The 18,998-nt window shown below is 69.6% G+C and carries 18 protein-coding genes; 11 read left to right on the forward strand and 7 right to left on the reverse strand.

Annotated elements, in window-relative coordinates; all coding sequences use genetic code 11:
* Window positions 1-7: 7 nt before the first annotated feature.
* Entirely contained in the window at window positions 8-1,546 is a 1,539-nt protein-coding gene (hutH, locus tag ACFC96_RS09685; protein WP_376611230.1) for a histidine ammonia-lyase, read from the reverse strand.
* Between the two features lie 191 nt (window positions 1,547-1,737).
* Window positions 1,738-3,213: an amino acid permease gene (locus tag ACFC96_RS09690; RefSeq protein WP_376611232.1), complete on the reverse strand. Its 1,476-nt coding sequence runs from the start codon at window positions 3,211-3,213 to the stop codon at window positions 1,738-1,740.
* A gap of 143 nt (window positions 3,214-3,356) precedes the next feature.
* On the opposite strand from ACFC96_RS09690, the gene ACFC96_RS09695 reads away from it, so the two are divergent.
* Window positions 3,357-4,187, forward strand: coding sequence for an IclR family transcriptional regulator (locus ACFC96_RS09695; RefSeq protein ID WP_376261526.1), 831 nt, complete (start codon window positions 3,357-3,359; stop codon window positions 4,185-4,187).
* Window positions 4,188-4,199: 12 nt separating this feature from the next.
* On the opposite strand, the gene hutC is transcribed toward ACFC96_RS09695, so the two are convergent.
* Window positions 4,200-4,949, reverse strand: coding sequence for a histidine utilization repressor (gene hutC, locus ACFC96_RS09700; protein ID WP_376261605.1), 750 nt, complete (start codon window positions 4,947-4,949; stop codon window positions 4,200-4,202).
* A gap of 409 nt (window positions 4,950-5,358) precedes the next feature.
* On the opposite strand from hutC, the gene hutU reads away from it, so the two are divergent.
* From hutU to ACFC96_RS09730, 6 genes are all read left to right on the forward strand, one after another.
* Window positions 5,359-7,038, forward strand: coding sequence for a urocanate hydratase (gene hutU, locus ACFC96_RS09705; protein WP_376611234.1), 1,680 nt, complete (start codon window positions 5,359-5,361; stop codon window positions 7,036-7,038).
* Window positions 7,035-8,021, forward strand: coding sequence for a formimidoylglutamase (gene hutG / locus ACFC96_RS09710; protein ID WP_376611236.1), 987 nt, complete (start codon window positions 7,035-7,037; stop codon window positions 8,019-8,021). The genes hutU and hutG overlap by 4 nt, the downstream gene beginning before the upstream one ends.
* Window positions 8,022-8,214: 193 nt before the next feature.
* Window positions 8,215-9,096 (forward strand): alpha/beta fold hydrolase, encoded by an 882-nt coding sequence (locus ACFC96_RS09715; RefSeq protein ID WP_376611237.1) that lies wholly within the window; start codon window positions 8,215-8,217, stop codon window positions 9,094-9,096.
* Window positions 9,097-9,259: 163 nt separating this feature from the next.
* Window positions 9,260-9,442: a hypothetical protein gene (locus tag ACFC96_RS09720; protein ID WP_376611239.1), complete on the forward strand. Its 183-nt coding sequence runs from the start codon at window positions 9,260-9,262 to the stop codon at window positions 9,440-9,442.
* On the forward strand, window positions 9,414-10,379 hold the full coding sequence (locus tag ACFC96_RS09725) for a hypothetical protein (RefSeq protein WP_376611241.1): 966 nt from the start codon (window positions 9,414-9,416) through the stop codon (window positions 10,377-10,379). The genes ACFC96_RS09720 and ACFC96_RS09725 overlap by 29 nt, the downstream gene beginning before the upstream one ends.
* A 77-nt stretch (window positions 10,380-10,456) precedes the next feature.
* Entirely contained in the window at window positions 10,457-10,822 is a 366-nt protein-coding gene (locus ACFC96_RS09730; RefSeq protein WP_376611242.1) for an iron chaperone, read from the forward strand.
* A gap of 157 nt (window positions 10,823-10,979) precedes the next feature.
* On the opposite strand, the gene ACFC96_RS09735 is transcribed toward ACFC96_RS09730, so the two are convergent.
* Window positions 10,980-11,558 (reverse strand): TetR/AcrR family transcriptional regulator, encoded by a 579-nt coding sequence (locus ACFC96_RS09735; protein WP_376261510.1) that lies wholly within the window; start codon window positions 11,556-11,558, stop codon window positions 10,980-10,982.
* Window positions 11,559-11,629: 71 nt separating this feature from the next.
* Here ACFC96_RS09735 and ACFC96_RS09740 point away from each other — a divergent pair, with 71 nt between their 5' ends.
* Window positions 11,630-12,121 carry a GNAT family N-acetyltransferase gene (locus tag ACFC96_RS09740; RefSeq protein ID WP_376611244.1) on the forward strand — a complete coding sequence of 164 codons (492 nt, stop codon included), beginning with the start codon at window positions 11,630-11,632 and terminating at the stop codon, window positions 12,119-12,121.
* Window positions 12,122-12,128: 7 nt separating this feature from the next.
* On the opposite strand, the gene ACFC96_RS09745 is transcribed toward ACFC96_RS09740, so the two are convergent.
* A complete protein-coding gene (locus ACFC96_RS09745; protein ID WP_376261507.1) occupies window positions 12,129-12,575 on the reverse strand; it encodes an Lrp/AsnC family transcriptional regulator in 447 nt (148 codons plus the stop codon).
* Window positions 12,576-12,793: 218 nt separating this feature from the next.
* Between ACFC96_RS09745 and ACFC96_RS09750 the strand changes: the two genes are divergently transcribed.
* Entirely contained in the window at window positions 12,794-13,438 is a 645-nt protein-coding gene (locus ACFC96_RS09750; protein ID WP_376611246.1) for an AzlC family ABC transporter permease, read from the forward strand.
* Entirely contained in the window at window positions 13,431-13,760 is a 330-nt protein-coding gene (locus tag ACFC96_RS09755; protein WP_376227751.1) for a branched-chain amino acid transporter permease, read from the forward strand. The genes ACFC96_RS09750 and ACFC96_RS09755 overlap by 8 nt, the downstream gene beginning before the upstream one ends.
* A 264-nt stretch (window positions 13,761-14,024) precedes the next feature.
* Here the strand turns inward: ACFC96_RS09755 and ACFC96_RS09760 are convergent, their stop codons facing one another.
* The gene (locus ACFC96_RS09760; RefSeq protein ID WP_376611248.1) at window positions 14,025-15,665 is read right to left on the reverse strand and encodes a PucR family transcriptional regulator; all 1,641 of its coding nucleotides are present in this window, start codon (window positions 15,663-15,665) and stop codon (window positions 14,025-14,027) included.
* A 263-nt stretch (window positions 15,666-15,928) separates the two neighbouring features.
* Here ACFC96_RS09760 and ACFC96_RS09765 point away from each other — a divergent pair, with 263 nt between their 5' ends.
* Window positions 15,929-17,086 (forward strand): alanine racemase, encoded by a 1,158-nt coding sequence (locus ACFC96_RS09765; RefSeq protein ID WP_376611250.1) that lies wholly within the window; start codon window positions 15,929-15,931, stop codon window positions 17,084-17,086.
* 264 nt (window positions 17,087-17,350) lie between these two features.
* Here ACFC96_RS09765 and gdhA read toward each other — a convergent pair whose 3' ends face one another.
* On the reverse strand, window positions 17,351-18,715 hold the full coding sequence (gene gdhA, locus ACFC96_RS09770; protein WP_376261499.1) for an NADP-specific glutamate dehydrogenase: 1,365 nt from the start codon (window positions 18,713-18,715) through the stop codon (window positions 17,351-17,353).
* Window positions 18,716-18,998: the final 283 nt, after the last annotated feature.

The following is an 18,998-nucleotide window of genomic DNA, read 5'->3' on the forward strand; positions in this document are numbered from 1 at the left end:
GATCGGTTCAGGCCAGCGGGCCGGTCACCGACTCGGCGGCCGCGAGGGCGCCGCCGGTGGCCACGAACTGCACGGCGGCCTCGATCTCGGGAGCGAGGTACCGGTCGGTGCCGGGGCCCTCGACGTCGCGGCGCAGCCCGGCCAGGACGGCCGCCGTGGCGGGCGCGGGGGCCAGAGGGCCACGGAGGTCGAGCGCGCGGGCCGCGGTGAGGATCTCGACGGCGACCACGCGGGTCAGGCCGTCGATGGCGCGGCGCAGCTTGCGGGCCGCCGCCCAGCCCATGGAGACGTGGTCCTCCTGCATGGCGCTGGAGGGGATGGAGTCGACCGAGGCGGGCGCGGCGAGGCGCTTGAGCTCGGAGACGATGCCCGCCTGGGTGTACTGGGCGATCATGTGGCCGGAGTCCACGCCCGGGTCGTCGGCGAGGAAGGAGTTCAGGCCGTGGTTGCGCGCGACGTCGAGGAAGCGGTCGGTGCGCCGCTCACTCACGGAGGCCACGTCGGCGACGGAGATGGCCAGGAAGTCCAGGACGCAGGCCACGGGCGCGCCGTGGAAGTTGCCGTTGGACTCGACGCGCCCGTCCGGCGTGACGACGGGGTTGTCGATGGCGCTGGCCAGCTCACGCGCGGCGACCGTCTCGGCGTGCGCCAGCGTGTCACGGGCGGCGCCGTGAACCTGCGGGGTGCAGCGCAGCGAGTACGCGTCCTGGACCCGGGTGCACTCCGGACCGCGGTGGCTCGCGACGATCTCCGAACCCTTCAGGAGGGCGGTGAGGTTGGCGGCACTCGAACCCTGTCCGGGGTGCGGGCGCAGGGCCTGGAGGTCGGCGGCGAACACGGCGTCCGTGCCGAGCTGGCCCTCGACGCTCATGGCGGCGGCGATGTCGGCGGTGCGCAGCAGCATCCGCAGGTCGTGTGCGGCCATGACGAGCTGGCCGAGCATGCCGTCGGTGCCGTTGATGAGGGCCAGGCCCTCCTTCTCGTGCAGCGTGACGGGGGAGAGGCCGGCGGCGGCGAGCGCGTCCGCTGCGGGCATCAGGTCGCCCTGCGCGTCACGCACCTGGCCTTCGCCCATGACGGCGAGGGCGCAGTGGGCGAGCGGGGCGAGGTCGCCGGAGCAGCCGAGCGAGCCGTACTCGTGGACGACGGGCGTGATGCCGGCGTTGAGCAGGTCGGCGTAGGCCTGGGCGGTGTCGGGGCGCACACCGGTGCGGCCGGTGGCGAGCGTCGACAGACGCAGCAGCATGAGGGCGCGGACGACCTCGCGCTCCACCTCGGCGCCGGAGCCGGCGGCGTGCGAGCGCACGAGGCTGCGCTGGAGCTGCGCGCGCAGCTCGAGCGGGATGTGACGGGTGGCCAGGGCACCGAAGCCCGTGGAGACGCCGTAGTGGGGCACGACGTCGTTGGCGAGGTTCTCGACCACCTTGCGGCTCTGGGCTATCTCGCCCAGGGCTTCGTGGGTGAGGGTCACGCGGGCCCCGTGCCGGGCGACGGACACGACATCGGCGACGGAGAGGGGGCCGACCCCTACGAAGGTTTCGTTCATGACTCCATGAAGCCCGAAAACGGAACGTCTTCGTCAGTGGCTGCGGAGGGTTACTGTCTGGGATCCCAGACAATTGCGCTCGCACCGCGATCTCGGGGTCGATCACCGGTGCGCCGGCGGTCCCGGCCCACGCGAAAAGGGCCGGCGGAACCGTCGCTCTCGCGGTTCCGCCGGCCCTTCGTGTCGCGCCGTTATCGCTGGTGCACGGGCTCCGTCCCGGCCCTGGCGTCTTCCTCGTCCGCGGGTGCCCGGCCTGCGGTGGACTCGTTCTCGTACGAGACCTGCACAGCGGCGTCGGCCGCTGCCGCCCGACGGGCCCGGGGGCGCAGCCAGAGGTAGTACACGCAGGTCATCAGGGCCAGCCACACACCGCCGACGACCAGCGCGATCCGGGTGCTGTCCGAGAACGCGAGGAGCACCACCACGCAGACCATGAAGGCGATGGTGATGATCTGGCCGTAGGGCCACAGCGGTGCCGGGTACTTGAGCGCGGCGACCTCCCGCGCGGACATCTTGCGGCGCGCGCTGACCTGGGACAGGAGGATCATCAGCCAGACCCACACCGTGGCGAAGGTCGCGATCGAGGCGATGACGAGGAACACCCGCTCGGGCATGAGGTAGTTCAGGAGCACACCGAAGAGGAGCGCTCCGATCATGATGACGACGGTCATCCACGGCACGCCGCCCCGGGAGAGGCGGCGCATGACGGACGGCGCCTGGTTGCGCTCGGCCATGCCGTACATGATGCGGCCGGCGGCGAAGATGTTGCTGTTGATCGCGGACAGGGCCGCGATGATGACCACGACGTTCAGCACGGTGGCCGCGGAGGCGACGCCGATACCGGCGAAGATCTCGACGAACGGGCTGCCCTTCGCGCCGATGTGCTCCCACGGGTTAAGCGACATGAGGACCGCGAGCGTCAGCACGTAGAAGAGCACGATGCGGATCGGGATGGAGTTCACGGCGCTCGGAATGGTCTTCTCCGGGTTCTGCGCCTCGCCGGCGGTGACGCCGATGATCTCCGTGCCGCCGAAGGCGAACATCACCACGGCGAAGGACAGGACCAGGCCCCGGATGCCGTTGGGCATGAACCCGCCGTTGCTCCACAGGTTCGAGACGCCTGAGTCGCCGTTGCCGCCGAAGCCGAAGACGATGATCGCGAGGCCGGCGAGGATCATCGCGATGATGGCGACGACCTTGGCGAAGGAGAGCCAGAACTCCAGCTCACCGAAGACCTTGACGTTGAACAGGTTCATCGTGCCGATGATGCCGACGGCCGCGAGGAGCCAGATCCACCGTGGCACGTCCGGGAACCAGAAGCTCATGTAGACGCCGAGCGCGGTGATGTCCGCCAGACAGACGAAGACCATTTCGAGGGCGTACGTCCAGCCGGTGAGGAAGCCCGGCAGCGGTCCGAGGTACTTTGTGGCGTATTCGCCGAAGGATCCGGCGCACGGGCTGCTCACCGCCATCTCGCCCAGCGAGCGCAGAACGAGGAAGACCGCGGCGCCGCCGATCAGGTAGGCCAGCAGGACGGCGGGCCCCGCCGCCTTGATGGACTCCGAGGAGCCGTAGAAGAGACCGGTTCCGATCGCGGAACCCAGGGCGATGAAGCGTATGTGCCGGGACTTGAGCCCGCGTTGCAGGGACGTCGTGTCGGTGGACAAAGCAGGTCCTCCTTGGGAACGCCGGGTTCCGGGTGAGGTGGCGGGGCTGAATCACGTGCCGGTCGACGGCGTTCGTCAGCACTCCCGCATGACGAAGGCCCTTGTATATTCCTGTATATACAGATGAGTCAAGAGGTGGACCAATGGGTGAACGGACAACGGCGTCCAGTGCCTCGCCTGCCGTCGGCCGCGCGCTGGACATCCTGCTGCACCTCGCCGGACGCTCGGGCCCCGTCCAGGCCGCGGCCCTGGCCCGCGAACTCGGCATCCCCAGATCGTCCGCGTACCACGTCCTCTCGGTTTTGGTGGACCGCGGCTTCGTCACCTACCTCCCCAAGGAGCAGGCGTACGGTCTCGGGGTCGCCTCCTTCGAGATCGGCTCGGCCTATCTGCGCCACGAACCGCTGGAGCGCCTCGCGCGTCCCATCCTGCGCAGCGCCTCGGCACGTCTGGGCCAGACCGTGCACCTGGGCATCGTCCACGGCGCGGAGACCGTCTACCTGCTCAAGGAACGACCCCCGTCGAACCGGTCCGGCGACGCGGACATCTCCCTCGTCACCGACGTCGGCGTCCGGCTGCCCGCCCACCTGACGGCCAACGGGCGCGCCCTTCTCGCCCATGTGTCCCCGGCGCAGGTGCGGGCCCTCCTGCCCCGGCAGGCGGATCTCATCACGCGCACCGGCAAAGGCCCCCGCTCGCTGCCGGAACTCCTCGACCTGCTGGCCCGTGACCGCGCGCGCGGCTGGTCGGAGGAGGTCGAGCTGGTCTCCGAGGGCTTCCGCTCGCTGGGCGTCGCGGCCTTCGACCACAACGAACGGCCCGTCGCCGCACTCAGCAGCACCTGGCAGCTGCACTACAGCCGGCACGACGTCGACCACGTCCGTGAGGTCCTGGAGCAGGGGGCGTCCCGGCTGACGGCCGCGATGTCCGGCCGACGCCCGACCGCGAAACCCGGCCCCACGCGGACACGCTGACGGCAGCCCGGCTCAGTGGGCGTCGAACGTCCCGACCAGGCGGTACCGGGACCCGGGATGGATCAGCCGCGCGACGCTCACGACAGCATCCCCGGACCAGGTGCGGCGCTGGATGAGCAGACACGGCTCGGACGGGCCGATGCCGAGGATCTCGCACTCCTCCGGGGACGGCAGCACCGCCTCGACGATGTGCTCACCCTTGCCCAGCGGGGCGACCTCGGACAGGAACGTGAACGGCGTACCCGCGGTGAAGTCCTGGTCGAGATAGCCGGGGGCGAAGTCCGGGTGCACGTAGCGGTCCTCCAACTGGACCGCCGCACCGTCCTCCAGGTGCACGACACGTGAGCGGAACGCATTGCGCCGCCCGTCGAGGCCGAGCTGTGCGCTGATCTCTGGGTCGGGGAGCTCCTCGCCCAGGGACAGCACCTTGGCCGAGTAGCCGTGCCCCCGGTCCCGGACCTCGTCGGCGATGTTGTGCACCCCGGCCAGCGCCGAACTGCTCTTGCGCCGCGCCACGAACGTGCCCACGCCCATGACGCGCCGGAGCAGCCCGTCGGCGCTCAGCTCGCGCAGGGCGCGGTTGACCGTCATACGGGACAGGCCCAGCGACTCGACGAACTGGCTCTCCGAGGGAAGCGCCTCGCCCTCGCGCCAGCGCCCACCCAGGATCTCCCCGGCCACGAGATCCTTGATCCGCTGGTAGGCCGGGGCGGAACCGGGTGTCTGCCGCGCATAGAGCCGGGCGATCTCCGCAGCGTCCACGACCAAGCCGTCCACCGTCCTCGTCCCCATGGAACCGTCGCGCCACATTCGCGAACACCACGGCAATCCTAGGACCTGTCGTCAAATTCCCGTCTGCCCGGCGGCGTCTGGCACGCACGCTCGCGGCGTTGCCGAAAAGCCCTGGTAGCTCCGCTACAAGGACTCTCCGGCGCCTTGCGATCGCACGCACCAGACGCCGCCGGGCCCGCCCTCGGGCGGACGACGGGAATGTGACGACAGGCCCTAGGCGAGGCGGCCCGCACGGAACCCGCGACCCTGAGTGCCCCCACCTCACCGGGAGCCGGTGACGTTCTCGGATCCGAGAATCTCGGCGGCCGCCGCTGGAAGGTGTCCGGAGCCTCGCCTGTCATGGGACACGCAACCGCACCGCCACCGACCAGGAGAGAACATGACCGGCGTTTCCCCCGAGTCCCGCCACATCCGCGCCCCCCGTGGCAGTGAACTCAACTGCCTCGGCTGGCAGCAGGAGGGCGCCCTGCGCATGCTCATGAACAACCTCGACCCCGAGGTCGCCGAGCACCCCGAAGACCTGGTCGTCTACGGCGGAACCGGCAAGGCCGCACGCGACTGGGCTTCCTTCGACGCGATCGTGCGCACCCTCAAGACGCTCAAGGACGACGAGACGATGCTGGTGCAGTCCGGCAAGCCCGTCGGCGTCATGCGCACCAGCGAGTGGGCGCCGCGCGTGCTGCTCGCCAACTCCAACCTGGTGGGCGACTGGGCCAACTGGGAGGAGTTCCGCTCCCTCGAGGCCCGCGGCCTGACCATGTACGGGCAGATGACCGCCGGTTCGTGGATCTACATCGGCTCGCAGGGCATCCTGCAGGGCACGTACGAGACCTTCGGTGCGGTCGCCCGCAAGAAGTTCGACGGCACCCTCGCGGGCACCATCACCCTCACCGCCGGCCTCGGCGGCATGGGCGGCGCCCAGCCCCTCGCCGTGACCATGAACGACGGCGTCGCGATCTGCGTCGACGTCGACCCCACCCGCATCGAGCGCCGCATCGCCCACCGCTACCTCGACGTCGCCGCCGACGACCTCGACCACGCGCTGAGCCTCGCCATCGAGGCCAAGGAAGCCCGCCGCCCGCTGTCCATCGGCCTCACCGGCAACGCCGCCGAGATCTTCCCGCGGCTCCTCGACATGGGCGCGCCGATCGACATCGTGACCGACCAGACCTCCGCCCACGACCCGCTGGCCTACCTCCCCGTCGGCGTGAGCGTCGAGGAGTGGCACGAGCAGGCCCGCAAGGACCCCGCCGACTTCACCCGCCGCTCCCGCGAGTCGATGGCCCGCCACGTCGAGGCCATGGTCGGCTTCCTCGACGCCGGGGCCGAGGTCTTCGACTACGGCAACTCGATCCGCGACGAGGCCCGCAAGGCCGGCTACCAGCGCGCCTTCGACTTCCCCGGCTTCGTCCCCGCCCACATCCGGCCGCTGTTCGAAGAGGGCCTCGGCCCCTTCCGGTGGGCGGCCCTGTCCGGCGACCCCAAGGACATCGAGGCCACCGACCGCGCGATCATGGAACTCTTCCCGGAGAACGAGCACCTGCACCGCTGGCTCAAGATGGCCGCCGAGCGCGTCGAGTTCGAGGGCCTGCCCGCCCGTATCTGCTGGCTCGGCTACGGCGAACGCCACCGCGCCGGCGTCAAGTTCAACGAGATGGTCGCGAGCGGCGAGCTGTCCGCCCCGCTCGCCATCGGCCGCGACCACCTCGACTCCGGCTCCGTCGCCTCGCCGTACCGCGAGACCGAGTCGATGCTCGACGGCTCCGACGCCATCGCCGACTGGCCACTGCTCAACGCCCTGGTGAACACCTCCTCCGGCGCCTCCTGGGTGTCCATCCACCACGGCGGCGGCGTCGGCATGGGCCGCTCCCTCCACGCCGGCCAGGTCTGCATCGCCGACGGCACCGAACTCGCCGCGCAGAAGCTGTCGCGGGTGCTCACCAACGACCCCGGCATGGGCGTCATCCGCCATGCCGACGCCGGTTACGAGCACGCGGCCTCCGTGGCACAGGACCGCGGCGTACGCATCCCGATGACCGAGGGGGACGACTCCCGATGAGCGCCGCCGCCACGATCGAACTCACCGTGGACGCGGCCCCCGGACGCTGGCACGGCCGGGACGACGGTCCCGGGGACGAGCACCTGCGCTGGCACCACGCGATCAGCACCGACACCGGCGACCCGGGGCCGTGGGACGCCGCGTTCGTCGGCTTCCGCAGCGACGAGGGCGTACGCCGAAACAAGGGACGCCAGGGCGCGGCGAACGGTCCGCGCGAACTGCGCGCCGCCCTCGCCTCGATGGCCCTGCCCGCCCCGCTGACCGCGCTCGACGCCGGAGACATCGAAGTCACCGGCGGAGAACTGGAGTCGGGGCACCACCGGCTCGGGCAGGTCGTCGGCCCGCTCGTCGACCGAGGTGTTCCCGTCGTGGTCCTCGGCGGCGGCCACGAGGTGGCGTACGGCACCTACCTGGGGCTCGTCTCCACGCGGGCCGTCCAGGCCGGCGCCCGGCTCGGGGTGCTCAACCTCGACGCGCACTTCGACCTCCGGGACGACGTGCGCGCGAGCTCGGGTACGCCCTTCCTGCAGATGGCGCGGAGCGAGGAGCGGCGCGGGCACCGGCTCGACTACCGGGTGCTCGGGGTCAGCCAGCCGAGCAACACCGCGCATCTGTTCCGCACCGCGGACCGCCTCGGTGTGCGCTACCTGCCGGACACCGAGTGCGGTGTGCTCAACCTCCCGGCGGTCGACGCCTTCACGGGCGAGTTCATCGACAGCCATGACGTCCTGCACCTGAGCATCGACCTCGACGTGCTCCCGGCCGCAGTGGCCCCCGGCGTCAGCGCCCCGGCCGCCCACGGCGTGCAGATGGAGATCATCGAGCACGTCTGCGCCAAGGTGGCGGCGAGCGGAAAGCCGCTCGTGGTCGATGTCGCGGAACTCAACCCCGACCTCGATACCGACCACCGCACCGCCCGAGCGGGGGCCCGCCTGATCCACCGCATCCTGACGACACACCAGGCGAGCACCACGAAGGCCTGAGGACACACATCACCGACCGCACGGCCTGGGCCCGTGGCCGGGGGACATGCCGCGCCCCCGGCCACGGGCCAGGGGCGCTGGACCCCATGGGCCCATGGGGTCCGTGTGAGGTGGGGAGGGCATCGACACCACCAACATCCGGCGGACGATATTCCACATGCGCGAGGACAGCCGGTCCTGGCAAGATCCCGGCATGCCACTTGTCGAAGTCTCGCCCGGAATGTCCCTCGCGTACGAGACGTTCGGTGATCCCGCCGACCCGCCCGTCCTGCTGGTGATGGGGTTCGGCGCCCAGATGATCGCCTGGCACGAGGACTTCTGCCGTGCACTGGCCGACCGCGGCCGCTACGTGATCCGCTACGACAACCGCGACAGTGGGCTGTCCACCAAGTTCGACGAGCACCCCGTCGACATGGCCCGGTTCATCGCGGCGGTGAGCTCGGGAGACATCGCCACCGCGCTCGCCATGATCCCGTACACGTTGACGGACATGGCAGCCGACGGCCTCGACCTGCTCACCGCTCTCGGCATCGAAAGAGCTCACGTGGTCGGGACCTCGATGGGCGGAATGATCGCCCAGAAAATGGCCATCACCCAGCCCGCGCGCGTTCTGACCCTGACGTCGATGATGTCCTCGACGGGCGAACCCGAATACGGCCGGTCCGACCCCGAGGCCCAGGCGGTACTCCTGAGCCCGAAGCCGGCCGACCGCGAGGGACACATCGCAGCGGCTGACCGCGAACTGGTCTGGGCGTCCAGGCGATACGGCGACGCCGCGCTCCTTCGCCAGCTGGCTGCCGACAGTTACGACCGGGCCCACCGCCCGGCGGGAGTCGGACGTCAACTCGGAGCGATGATCCTCGACGGCTCACGTGCGGAGGCGCTCCGGACCCTGGGGGTGCCGACTCTGGTGATCCACGGCTTGGACGACACGCTGATCAACCCGAGCGGAGGTGAACGCACCGCGGAACTCGTCCCCGCAGCGAAGCTCTTGCTGATCCCCGACATGGGCCACGACCGCCCGCGCGAACTCTGGCCCGAGATCATCGACGCGGTGGAGACGCACACCGCCTGAGCATCGAGACCGTCGACGCGGTGGACGCGGACACGGCCCGAGCCCCAGGCGCGGACCGCGACGGAGAGATCGGGAGGGCCGCAGCCCCAAGATGCACCTTTTCGGCCTCCGGCGTTTACTGATGTGCACTGCCCCAGGACCGGCTGATCGCTGGAGGACGAGCGTGGCCACGCTGACCGCTTCGACGTTCGACGCGTCCCGCAGGCCCGGAGCAGTCGAGGCCACGCTGCTCCCGTTGCAGAAGCATGAACTGATCGAGGTCCGAGACGCGGCGGTCGTCACCCGGCCGCGGGACGCGATGAAACCGAAGCCACCCCGTGCCAGACTCGCGATCAGTACCCCCTGACACCGCTCCGGGGCTGTCGCCCGCACGGTGGCTGCTCAGGTCGACACTCCACGATCCGCAGTGCCTTCCCGAGACCCTGGCCGCGTTCGCGGTCAGGCGGTTCGGGCCGACCGCCGCCCGCTCGGTCGCCCGCATCAAGAAGGACCACCCGGACATGGATGCGACCGGGCTCCGCGCACTGGTGATCGCCAGGGGGTGGCGTGCCACGGTGTCCGAGGGCGCCTTCGTCGGCGGCCCGTTCCTGCTCTTCATTCCGGTCGCGTTCTGTGCCGCGCTGCTCCGCCAGGCCCGTACGGTCCTGGAGCTGGCCGCCCTGAAAGGCGGCGACCCCACGGCCGGCGACCGCGCCGCCGAACTCCTCGTCCTCCAAGGCGTGCACGACAACGTCGGCCAGGCCCGGGACGCCCTCGCGGCCTGCCATCAGAAGTCCGCGGCCACCGGCACGCGATCCGCGCTACGGCGTCCCGCTGTGCTGTGGTACCTGACCCTGCGCATGGCGCGCGTGCTGGGGCTGCTCACCACGTCCGAGCGCACCGGCTGGTCACACAGGCTGGTACAGGCATGCCGATGGGTCCTGTTGGGGCTGGTGTTCCTCGTGGGGATCGTCGCCCCCCTGATCTGGATGCCCTACATGGCACACTCGTACCACCAGGCCACCACCCGGCTGACAGACCGGGCCACAGCGTTCTACTTCACCGATTCCGCGCCGGTCTCCCGGCGGCGGCCGCACCTCGACCCTTCCCTGCTGGCCGGCGCCGCCCGCACCCTTCTTTCCCTGCTGCTGCCGGTCGTCCTGGTCGTGATCACCCTCTTGACGGGCGCGCGGATCGCCGACAGCAGATGGCCGGTCGTGGGCATCGTCCTGTTGATCGCCTCCGTCGTGGTCGGCGCGGTGTGGCACTGGCGCCGGCGCCGCCGCAGGAAATCCGGCGAATGACAGAGGGCGGGAAGCCGAGGCCGTGCGCCGACCTGGCTTCCCGTCCCTTGTCGCCGGGTGGGAAATATGCTCGCTCCATGGTGCAGAGCAGCGCGGAAGACGTCGACGGGTACCTGGCCGAGGTGGCGGAGGAGCGCAGGGGTGTCCTGACCAGGCTGCGCCAGTTGTGCCGGTCGGAGCTCAACGGGTTCGACGAGGTCATGGCGTACGGCATGCCCGCGTACGAGCGGGACGGCGTAGCCGAGATCGCCTTCGCGAGCCAGAAGCAGTACATCTCCTTCTACCTCATGCGCAGCGATGTCCGGGAGGCGTTCTCGGGGCGGCTGGCCGCGCAGGACATGGGCAAGGGGTGCCTGCGGTTCCGTAAGCCGGAGAGCATTGATTTCGAGCTGGTGCGAGACGTGCTGAGGGCCACCGCGGCCGCGCCGGGCACGATCTGCTGACGGCCGGGGCGCGCACAGCGAGCGCGCCCCGGCCAGGCGTTGTCTCCGCGCGGCCGCCCGCATGACCCGGCTCATGTCACGCAGAGCCGGCGCCAGAAGGACGTGGCCCTGAAGGCGAAGCCGTCCCGGCGACCCGCGTGACCGGGAAGGGCCCGCGTCACCCCAGTGTGGACAGCTGATGACGTACCGCCGCGGTGGTGCGCGCGGTCTCGCCCGTGGCGAGCAGGTCCATCATCGCGCCTCGCAGGACGGCGAGTACGAGGGTGCGCTGGGTGACAGCGGCCTCGGTGTCACGCAGCGCGGCGGGTTGGCCGGAGGCGAGCAGTGCCAGCCAGTCGCTGACGGTGTCGCGGGCGAACCCGGCCCACGGCCCTTCGGGTTCGATGAGGGAACGGGCGTAGCTCTCGACCCACAGCGTCAGGAGTCCTCGGTGGGCCTCGGCGGAAAGCCATCGCCACAGCTCCAGGGCGATCGGCTGGAGCCCCTCGGCCTCGTCCCGCGATTCGGCGACCTGCTGCATGTGCGCGAGTTCGTCTGCTCTGGCCCGCGCGAGCAGGGCGCGGATCAGACCGTCCTTGCTGCCGAACAGGTAGAGCAGTACGCGCGGGCTGGAGTGGATCTCCTCGGCCAGCGGGCGCAGGGACAGCTCGCCCAGGCCGCTGCGCAGGGCATGGGCGTACGCCGCTTCCAGCAGTTCCTGCCGGCGGGGGGAGGGGGTTGGTTCGGATCGGCTCACCGCGCTAGTCTACTGAAACAGTCGTTTCAGTGCGTGAAGATGTGCGTGGGAATACGGGAGTCGGGGTCGACATGGCAGAACGGGAAGTGGCTGTCCGGCGGCTGGGCCGAGCCGGCGATCTGGGCTGGGTGGTGATGGCGCACGGTGAGTTCTACGAGCGGGAGTTCGGCTGGGACACCGACTTCGAGGCGCTGGTCAGCAGGATCGTCGCCGACTACGCCGAGGGGAAGGAATCCGGTCCGCAGGCGGGCTGGATCGCCGAGGTCGACGGAGCGCGGGCCGGCTGCGTGTTCTGCGTCCGCCATGACGACCGGACGGCGAAGCTCCGTCTGTTGCTCGTCGACCCGGACGCGCGCGGCCTGGGTCTGGGGGCCCGCCTGGTCGAGGAATGCCTGCAGTTCGCGCGGGAAGCCGGGTACGAGGCGATCACCCTGTGGACCAACGACGTGCTCGGGTCGGCCCGGCGCATCTACCAGAAGCACGGCTTCGAACTCGTCGCAGAAGAGTCCCATCACAGCTTCGGCCGGGATCTGGTCGGCCAGACCTGGGAGCGCACTCTGTAGGCGGGCGTCAGGGGTTGGTCTTGATGTCTTTCATGGTGAGGTGGGACTCGAGCCGGAGAACGCAGGGCAGGCCGCTGAGTTTGCCGGTGAGGAAGGCTTCGTAGGCGGCGTGGTCGGCGACGGCGACGCGGATGAAGTAGTCGGGGCGGCCGAACAGGCGCCGGAACTCGACGACTTCCTCGTAGGAGGAGACGGTCTCCTCGAACTCCTCGAACGTCTTGCGGTCGGTGGCGCTGACCTCCACGTCGACGAGGACCTCCAGGCCTCGGCCGAGGGCTACGGGGTCGATGACGGCCCGGTATCCGCTGATGACGCCGGCCTCCTCCAGTCGCTTGACCCGGCGCAGGCACGGGGGTGGGGTCAGGCCGACCCGCTTGGCGAGTTCGACGTTGGTGAGTCGACCGTCCTGACTCAGATGAAACAAAATTTCACGGTCGATCCGGTCGACATGCATTTGATTGCCCTCTGCTAAATCCATGAGTCATTATCAGCAACCATATTAGGTCATTTCTGTCCTAATATTTCCCCATGGGAATACCTCCGTCCGCTGTCGACGACGCTCTTCGGCCTGCCGCCGAAAGCTCAGCCTCCGTTGCGCCCCCGTCCCCTGCATCGCGGCCGGCTCCGCCCCGGAGATCCGCGGCGTCGGCCGCGTTCAAGGATTCCGCCTCCGTGGGCCTGGGGCTGGTGCCGCTGGGTGTCGCCTTCGGAGTTGTCGTCACCCAGTCCGGCTTGGCGTGGTGGTGGGCGAGCGCGTTCACCGCGCTCATCTACGCCGGGTCGTTCGAATTCGTGCTCGTCGGCCTGCTCGCCGCGGTCGCACCGCTGGGGACCGTCGCCCTGACGGCCTTCCTGGTCAACATCCGCCACGTCTTCTACACGCTGTCCTTTCCGTTGCACCGTGTGAACGGGCGCCTCGCGAAGAGCTACAGCACCTTCGCCCTGACGGACGAGGCATACGCCCTGACCACCGGCGAACACGCCCGGTCCTGGTCAGGCCGACGCATCCTGTGGCTCCAACTGTTCATGCATCTGTACTGGGTCGGCGGCGCCACCGCGGGCGGACTGCTCGGCTCGCTCATCCCTGATCGCGTCACCGGCCTGGACTTCGCTCTGACCGCCCTGTTCACCGTCCTGGCCCTCGACGCGATCCGCGACCGGCACGATGACCTGCCGACCCCCGTCCTGGCACTGCTGAGCGCACTCGCCGCCCGCCTTCTCTTCCCCGCCGAAATGCTGCTGGCCGCGTTCGCCTTCTTCACGGCCGGCCTCCTGGCCCGGCATATCACCGCCCGCACGAGGACCAGCCATGCCTGACACTCCCTACCTGCTCGCCGCGGTCGCCGTCTCGACCGCCGTCACCTGGGCCCTGCGCGCCCTGCCCTTCGCGGCGCTGGCCCCCCTGCGCGCCAGCGCCACGGTCCAGTACCTCAGCACCCGCATGCCGGCCGGCGTGATGGTCATCCTGCTCGCCTACTGCCTGCGCGACCTTCCCGTGACCCAGTCACGCGCCATCGCCCCCCTCGCAGCCCTGGCGGTCACCATCGGCCTGCACCTGTGGCGACGCAACGCCTTGCTGAGCATCCTCGGCGGCACCGCGGTCCATGTGATCCTCGCGAGCACCGTCTTCGCGCGGTGACCGGTGGGCAGGCGGGTTCCGCGACTCGTGTCAGTCGGTTCCGGTGAGACCGCCACCGAAACCGGCCTCATCAGCCCGCCCCTCGGTCTTCGCGCCCACATGGTCGTGGTGCCTGCGTGCACTACGGGGTGCGCGAGGCTCTGAAGGTGTCCGGACCGGTTCGCGGCCGGCGCCTCCGGCTGCGCGAGGCGCAAGGGGCCGCTCGACCAGCTGTCCCGTCCACGGTCGAGCGGGCCCGCGCGGTTGACCTGGGAGGACGTGAACTCATGGAGAGTCCGCTCGCATGGTGCGGAGTTCGAGCATCGCGGCGAAGCGCTTCTCGGGGTCGTTCAGGTCCATCCCGGCAATCTCCGCGGCCCGCCGCAGCCGGTACCGGAACGTATTCGGATGCACATCGAGCGAGGCGGAGGCGCTCAGAACATTTCCGAGACTGTCCAGCCAAGCGGTCAGTGTGTCGACCAGGGCGGTCCCGTTCCCTTGGTCGTACGTGCGCAGCTGCTGGATCGGTCCGTCGAGAAGGCCGCCCTCGTTGTGCAGCAGATCTCCGATGTCCAACAGCAGCGCGTCGACCTGGACTTCGAAGTACCGGGCGACACGACGTCCGGGGCGTTGACGGAGCGCTCGCAGCGTCCGGTCGGCGTCGCGTCGAGACCGCGCCAGGTCAGCGGGGCCGGCCGAATCGACGGCGCGACCGATGCCGAGAACCACACCGGTCAGCCCGTCCGAGGCCCGGTGCAGGAAGTCTCGCGCAGCCGACTGCGCCTTCTCGGGCAGATCGTCGGTGTCCGGTGCGGAACCCGGGACGATCGCGTAGCACACGTCGCCGACCAAGGCTGCTACGGATCCCGGGATCACGACCGAGAGATGGAACGAGAGCGCGTCGGCAGTTCGCTCCAGCAGCTGGCGGCTCGTCGGTGCGCCCGGTGTGGAGGTGGCGGCCGTATCGGAGACGGCCATGGCCATCACGGTGACCGGCCGGTGCGCCAGCCGAAGACGCTCGATCGCCTCCGGCGCCGCGGGACCCTCGGCGAGAGCGGTGGCGACGAGATCGGCGCGAACCTGCCGATCCACATCGACACCCACCCGATGACGGAGCAGATGAAGCGCCACGACTTTGGCCGCGTCAACGAGCATGTGCTCCTTCTCGGGACTGAGAGGGCCCGGCACCGCCACCCAGATCGAACCCAGCACCTGATCACCGGCACGCACGGCCATGGCCACGCGTGGCAGCCCCGCCACTCCTTCGATGAGCGGTGTGTCGACGAATATCGGCTTGTCGCTGGCGTAGAGGCGTTTGAACACCCCGGCACGCTCCTGGGCATGCCGAGCGTGCTGGGGCACGGCGCGACCCAGGACTGTCTGGATACGGGTTCGATCGGCTTCGTCCTGGCGGCCCGAGAACGCCAACACCTGAGAGTCCCTGTCCTCGATGGTGATCGGGGCTTCGAGCAGTGCACCGATCGCGTTGGCCAGGGCGAATGAATCCCCTGCGGGAAACCCCGCGAGCAGTTCCTCGCCGGCCCCGCCGATACTGCTGCCGGCCAGCAACGACCTCAGGAGCACCACGAGTTGTGCCCAGCTCGCCCCACGCGTCAGGGCGAGCAGGACGAGCCCGCTGTTCTCGACAGCGGTGCGGGCTCCTCCGTCCAGGTCGAGCGGTCCACGCAGGACCACGGCGGCGGCCCCGCCCGCGGCCGCTCGCTCGATCACCGCCGGAATGTCTCCCGCGCCGGCGCCGGCGCACAGCAGCATGGCCCCGGGGCGAAGTGGATCGTCCCCGTGGGGCTCATCGATGACGACGTCGGTGACGACGACTGCCGGATCGGTGAGCCCTGCCACTTCCTCCAGCAGTGTGCCGCCCAGGTGGCTCAGGATGCTGTCGAGCCGGGCTCCGTGGCCATTCATCGTCGAAACCGTTCAGCTAGGTCGGCGAGCGGGAGAACGGGCGTGCGCCACATCCTCGGCCTCACCCTATCCCGAATATGTTCGCACTTCTGAACAAAGTGACGGGCTGGAACTGGTACGGAATGACGATGCATTTCCAGGTGCGGTGCACGACGATTGCCGTCGGAGTTTCGATGTGACCGAACTCCGGCGGTATGCGCACGCGTCACCGAGTGGCTGGCCTGGCCGCACGCGGGACAGCGCATCGATCTCAAGGAATTCTCGTGTTCTCAGCCGCGTACCCTCAATTGCGCCTCGACGTGGACGCCGTCGATCACAACATTCGCGTCATGGCAGCCTGGTGCAGTTCCCTGGATGTGGAACTCGCCCCCCACGTCAAAACAACGATGTCCGCACCCGTCATCGAGCGCCAACTCGCCGCGGGTGCTTCAGGTGTCACGGTCGCGACGGTGGACCAGGCGCAGACGGTCCTGAGCTGGGGGCACGGCGCGGTGCTCATCGCGAACCAGGTTGTCGACCGTTTCGGGCTTCGGCGTCTGAGGTCCTTGCTGGAGGAGGATCCGACCAGAGAGATCCGATGCTTCGTGGACTCGCCGGAAGGCGTCATCGCGGCGGAGCGGGTCTTCACCGGGCACGGGCCCGGCCTCGAGGTTCTGCTCGACGTCGGGACGCCTGGCGGTCGGACCGGGATCCGCAATGGCGAGGAGGCCCGACAACTGGCAAGGCTGGTCAGCCAGGCGCCAGGCCTGATTCTGGCCGGAGTGGCCGGATACGAAGGCGTCGCTCCCAACACGCGGAGCGACGGCACGATCGCAGCGGTCGACGAACACTGCCGCCGGGTGCGCGATGTCTATCTCGACGTCGCCGATCTCTTCGAGACCGACACCCCTGTGTACTCGATGGGAGGATCGGCTTTCCCGGATCGAGTGGTCGAGTTCCTGCCGACCGCGGGCGACGTCCCCGGCACCGTGCGGCTCCTTCGTTCCGGCTGCTACGTGACCCACGATCACGGCACTTATCAGCGGGTGAGCCCCCTCCCGCAGCTCGTTCCGGCCGTGTCGATCCGAGCCGTCGTCCTGTCCGTTCCCGAGGCAGGGACGGCTGTCGTCGGAGCCGGCAAACGTGACCTGCCCTACGACGCCGACCTGCCCGTGCTCCTCGGTGCCCACAGTCCCGGCGGATCTCCCAGGCACGACATCTCAGGGCACGTCAGCCGTCTGTACGACCACCACGCCGTCCTCACCGGAGTGACCGGCCTCGAGGTCGCCGACCTGGTCGATGTCGGAATCTCACACCCCTGTTCCGCCTTCGACCGCTGGCCCGACTACTTCGTCACCGACAAGGCAGGTGAGGTGATCGACGTGTGGCAGACGGATTTCCGTCGGGCCTCGATCACGTGCACCGATCGGTCCCGCGGCTGAGCGCGCTGTCCAGCTCTGCGCAGCGCTCCGGAGCGTCGTACCCGGACCGTGCCGCGTCCGCTCTCCGTCGAGGAGTGCCATGACCACTCCCGCACGGGGACCCGCACGTCCCGTTCCCGTCCTCGAAGACCGCGTCTCACCACGTGTGACTGCGGCGCGAGACCGGCTCGCCCTGCTCAGAGCACGCCTCGTGTGGCGGCCGGCCGCCGTCAGGCACGTCGCCGACTCGCAGCGAGACGGCGACGTGCCTGACGGCCGTGCGGATCAGACAATGCCCTGGGCGAGCATCGCGTCGGCGACGCGGATGAATCCCGCGATGGCCGCTCCGGCGACGTAGTCGTCCGGGTCACCGGTGTACGCCTCGGCGGTTGCGCGACTGTGGGCGTGGATGTCGCTCATGATGCTCTCCAGCCGGCCCGTCACCTCGTCCCGGCTCCACGTCGCCCGCGCGGCGTTCTGGCTCATCTCCAGGGCCGAGGTCGCGACACCACCCGCGTTCGCGGCCTTGCCGGGTCCGAACAGCACCCCGGCCTCACGGAAGCGGGCCACCGCACCAGGGGTACAGGGCATGTTGGCGCCCTCCGCGACCGCCAGCACGCCGTTACGGATCAGCGCGGAGGCGTGGTCCTCGCCCAACTCGTTCTGGGTGGCGCAGGGAAGCACCACGTCGCAGGGCACATCGAAGACCGATCCGAAGGCATGGTGTTCGGCGGACGGCCGCTCGGCGGCGTAGGCGCTCAGCCGCTCCCGTCGCACCTCCTTGATCTCGCGCAGGAGGGCGACGTCGATGCCGTCCGGATCGACGACATGGCCGGCGGAGTCCGAGCAGGCGACGACCTTCGCGCCGAGGCGGTGGGCCTGCTCGATCGCGTAGATCGCCACATTGCCCGAACCGGACACCACGACGGTGCGGCCTGTCAGGTCCTGGCCGCGGGTGGCGAGCATGTCCCGAGCGAAGAACACCGTGCCGTACCCGGTCGCTTCGGTCCGGCCCTGCGAGCCGCCCCATCCGACGCCCTTCCCGGTCAGCACCCCCGCCTCGTGGCGGTTCACGATCCGCTTGTACTGGCCGAACATGTAGCCGATCTCGCGGCCACCCACGCCGATGTCACCGGCCGGCACATCCGTGTGTTCGCCGAGATGCCGGTAGAGCTCGGTGATGAACGACTGGCAGAAGCGCATGACTTCGGCGTCGCTGCGGCCGGCGGGGTCGAAGTCCGCGCCGCCCTTGCCCGCCCCGATGCCCTGGCCGGTGAGCGCGTTCTTGAAGATCTGCTCGAACCCGAGGAACTTGATGACCGACAGATCGACGGTCGGGTGGAAGCGCAGGCCGCCCTTGTAGGGGCCGAGGGCGCTGGAGAACTCCACGCGGTAGCCGCGGTTGACCTGAATCCGACCGCGATCGTCGACCCAGGGGACCCGGAACATGATCTGGCGTTCGGGTTCGCAGAGGCGCTCCAGAACGTGCGCGTCGGCGTACTCGGGATGCCGGTCGAGAACCGGGCCGAGCGTGTGCAGGACCTCCTCGACGGCTTGTTGAAACACGACTTCGCCTGCGCTGCGACGTCGGACCGCGTCGAGGACGTCGTCCAGATGGGAGGGAACGGCTGAGGGCGAAACGGTGGTCATCATCTTCCTCTGGCGGGGGAGCGGACTTGGTAGGGAGGAATCGGACGGCACGGTTACGTGGTGTCTGGTCAAGAGGGAAGGGCCGAAGTGGTACGCAGTGCCATGCGGCCCACTTGGCGGCGATGCGTGGCGCCGGGATGAGTCGACGGTCGCCTCATCGGCGTTGATCCAGATCGACACTACGGCAATCGGCCCGCAGGGCGCTGGGCTTGACCTTCGATGCCCAACAGGTGGGACGCCGCTGTCACTGCCCACGTTTCCGCAAGCCAGGGGCCCGGCCCGA

Origin of the sequence: Streptomyces sp. NPDC055955 (assembly GCF_042270245.1) — a bacterium.
GTDB lineage: Bacteria > Actinomycetota > Actinomycetes > Streptomycetales > Streptomycetaceae > Streptomyces.

Bases quoted from the DNA above. Each gene is read 5' to 3' on its own strand.
- ACFC96_RS09755 (WP_376227751.1), top strand. From the start codon at position 13,431: ATGCCTGACACTCCCTACCTGCTCGCCGCGGTCGCCGTCTCGACCGCC.
- gdhA (WP_376261499.1), bottom strand. From the start codon at position 18,715: ATGACCACCGTTTCGCCCTCAGCCGTTCCCTCCCATCTGGACGACGTC.
- ACFC96_RS09740 (WP_376611244.1), top strand. From the start codon at position 11,630: ATGGCAGAACGGGAAGTGGCTGTCCGGCGGCTGGGCCGAGCCGGCGAT.
- ACFC96_RS09745 (WP_376261507.1), bottom strand. From the start codon at position 12,575: ATGCATGTCGACCGGATCGACCGTGAAATTTTGTTTCATCTGAGTCAG.
- hutU (WP_376611234.1), top strand. From the start codon at position 5,359: ATGACCGGCGTTTCCCCCGAGTCCCGCCACATCCGCGCCCCCCGTGGC.
- hutG (WP_376611236.1), top strand. From the start codon at position 7,035: ATGAGCGCCGCCGCCACGATCGAACTCACCGTGGACGCGGCCCCCGGA.
- hutH (WP_376611230.1), bottom strand. From the start codon at position 1,546: ATGAACGAAACCTTCGTAGGGGTCGGCCCCCTCTCCGTCGCCGATGTC.
- ACFC96_RS09715 (WP_376611237.1), top strand. From the start codon at position 8,215: ATGCCACTTGTCGAAGTCTCGCCCGGAATGTCCCTCGCGTACGAGACG.
- ACFC96_RS09695 (WP_376261526.1), top strand. From the start codon at position 3,357: ATGGGTGAACGGACAACGGCGTCCAGTGCCTCGCCTGCCGTCGGCCGC.
- ACFC96_RS09760 (WP_376611248.1), bottom strand. From the start codon at position 15,665: ATGAATGGCCACGGAGCCCGGCTCGACAGCATCCTGAGCCACCTGGGC.
- ACFC96_RS09730 (WP_376611242.1), top strand. From the start codon at position 10,457: ATGGTGCAGAGCAGCGCGGAAGACGTCGACGGGTACCTGGCCGAGGTG.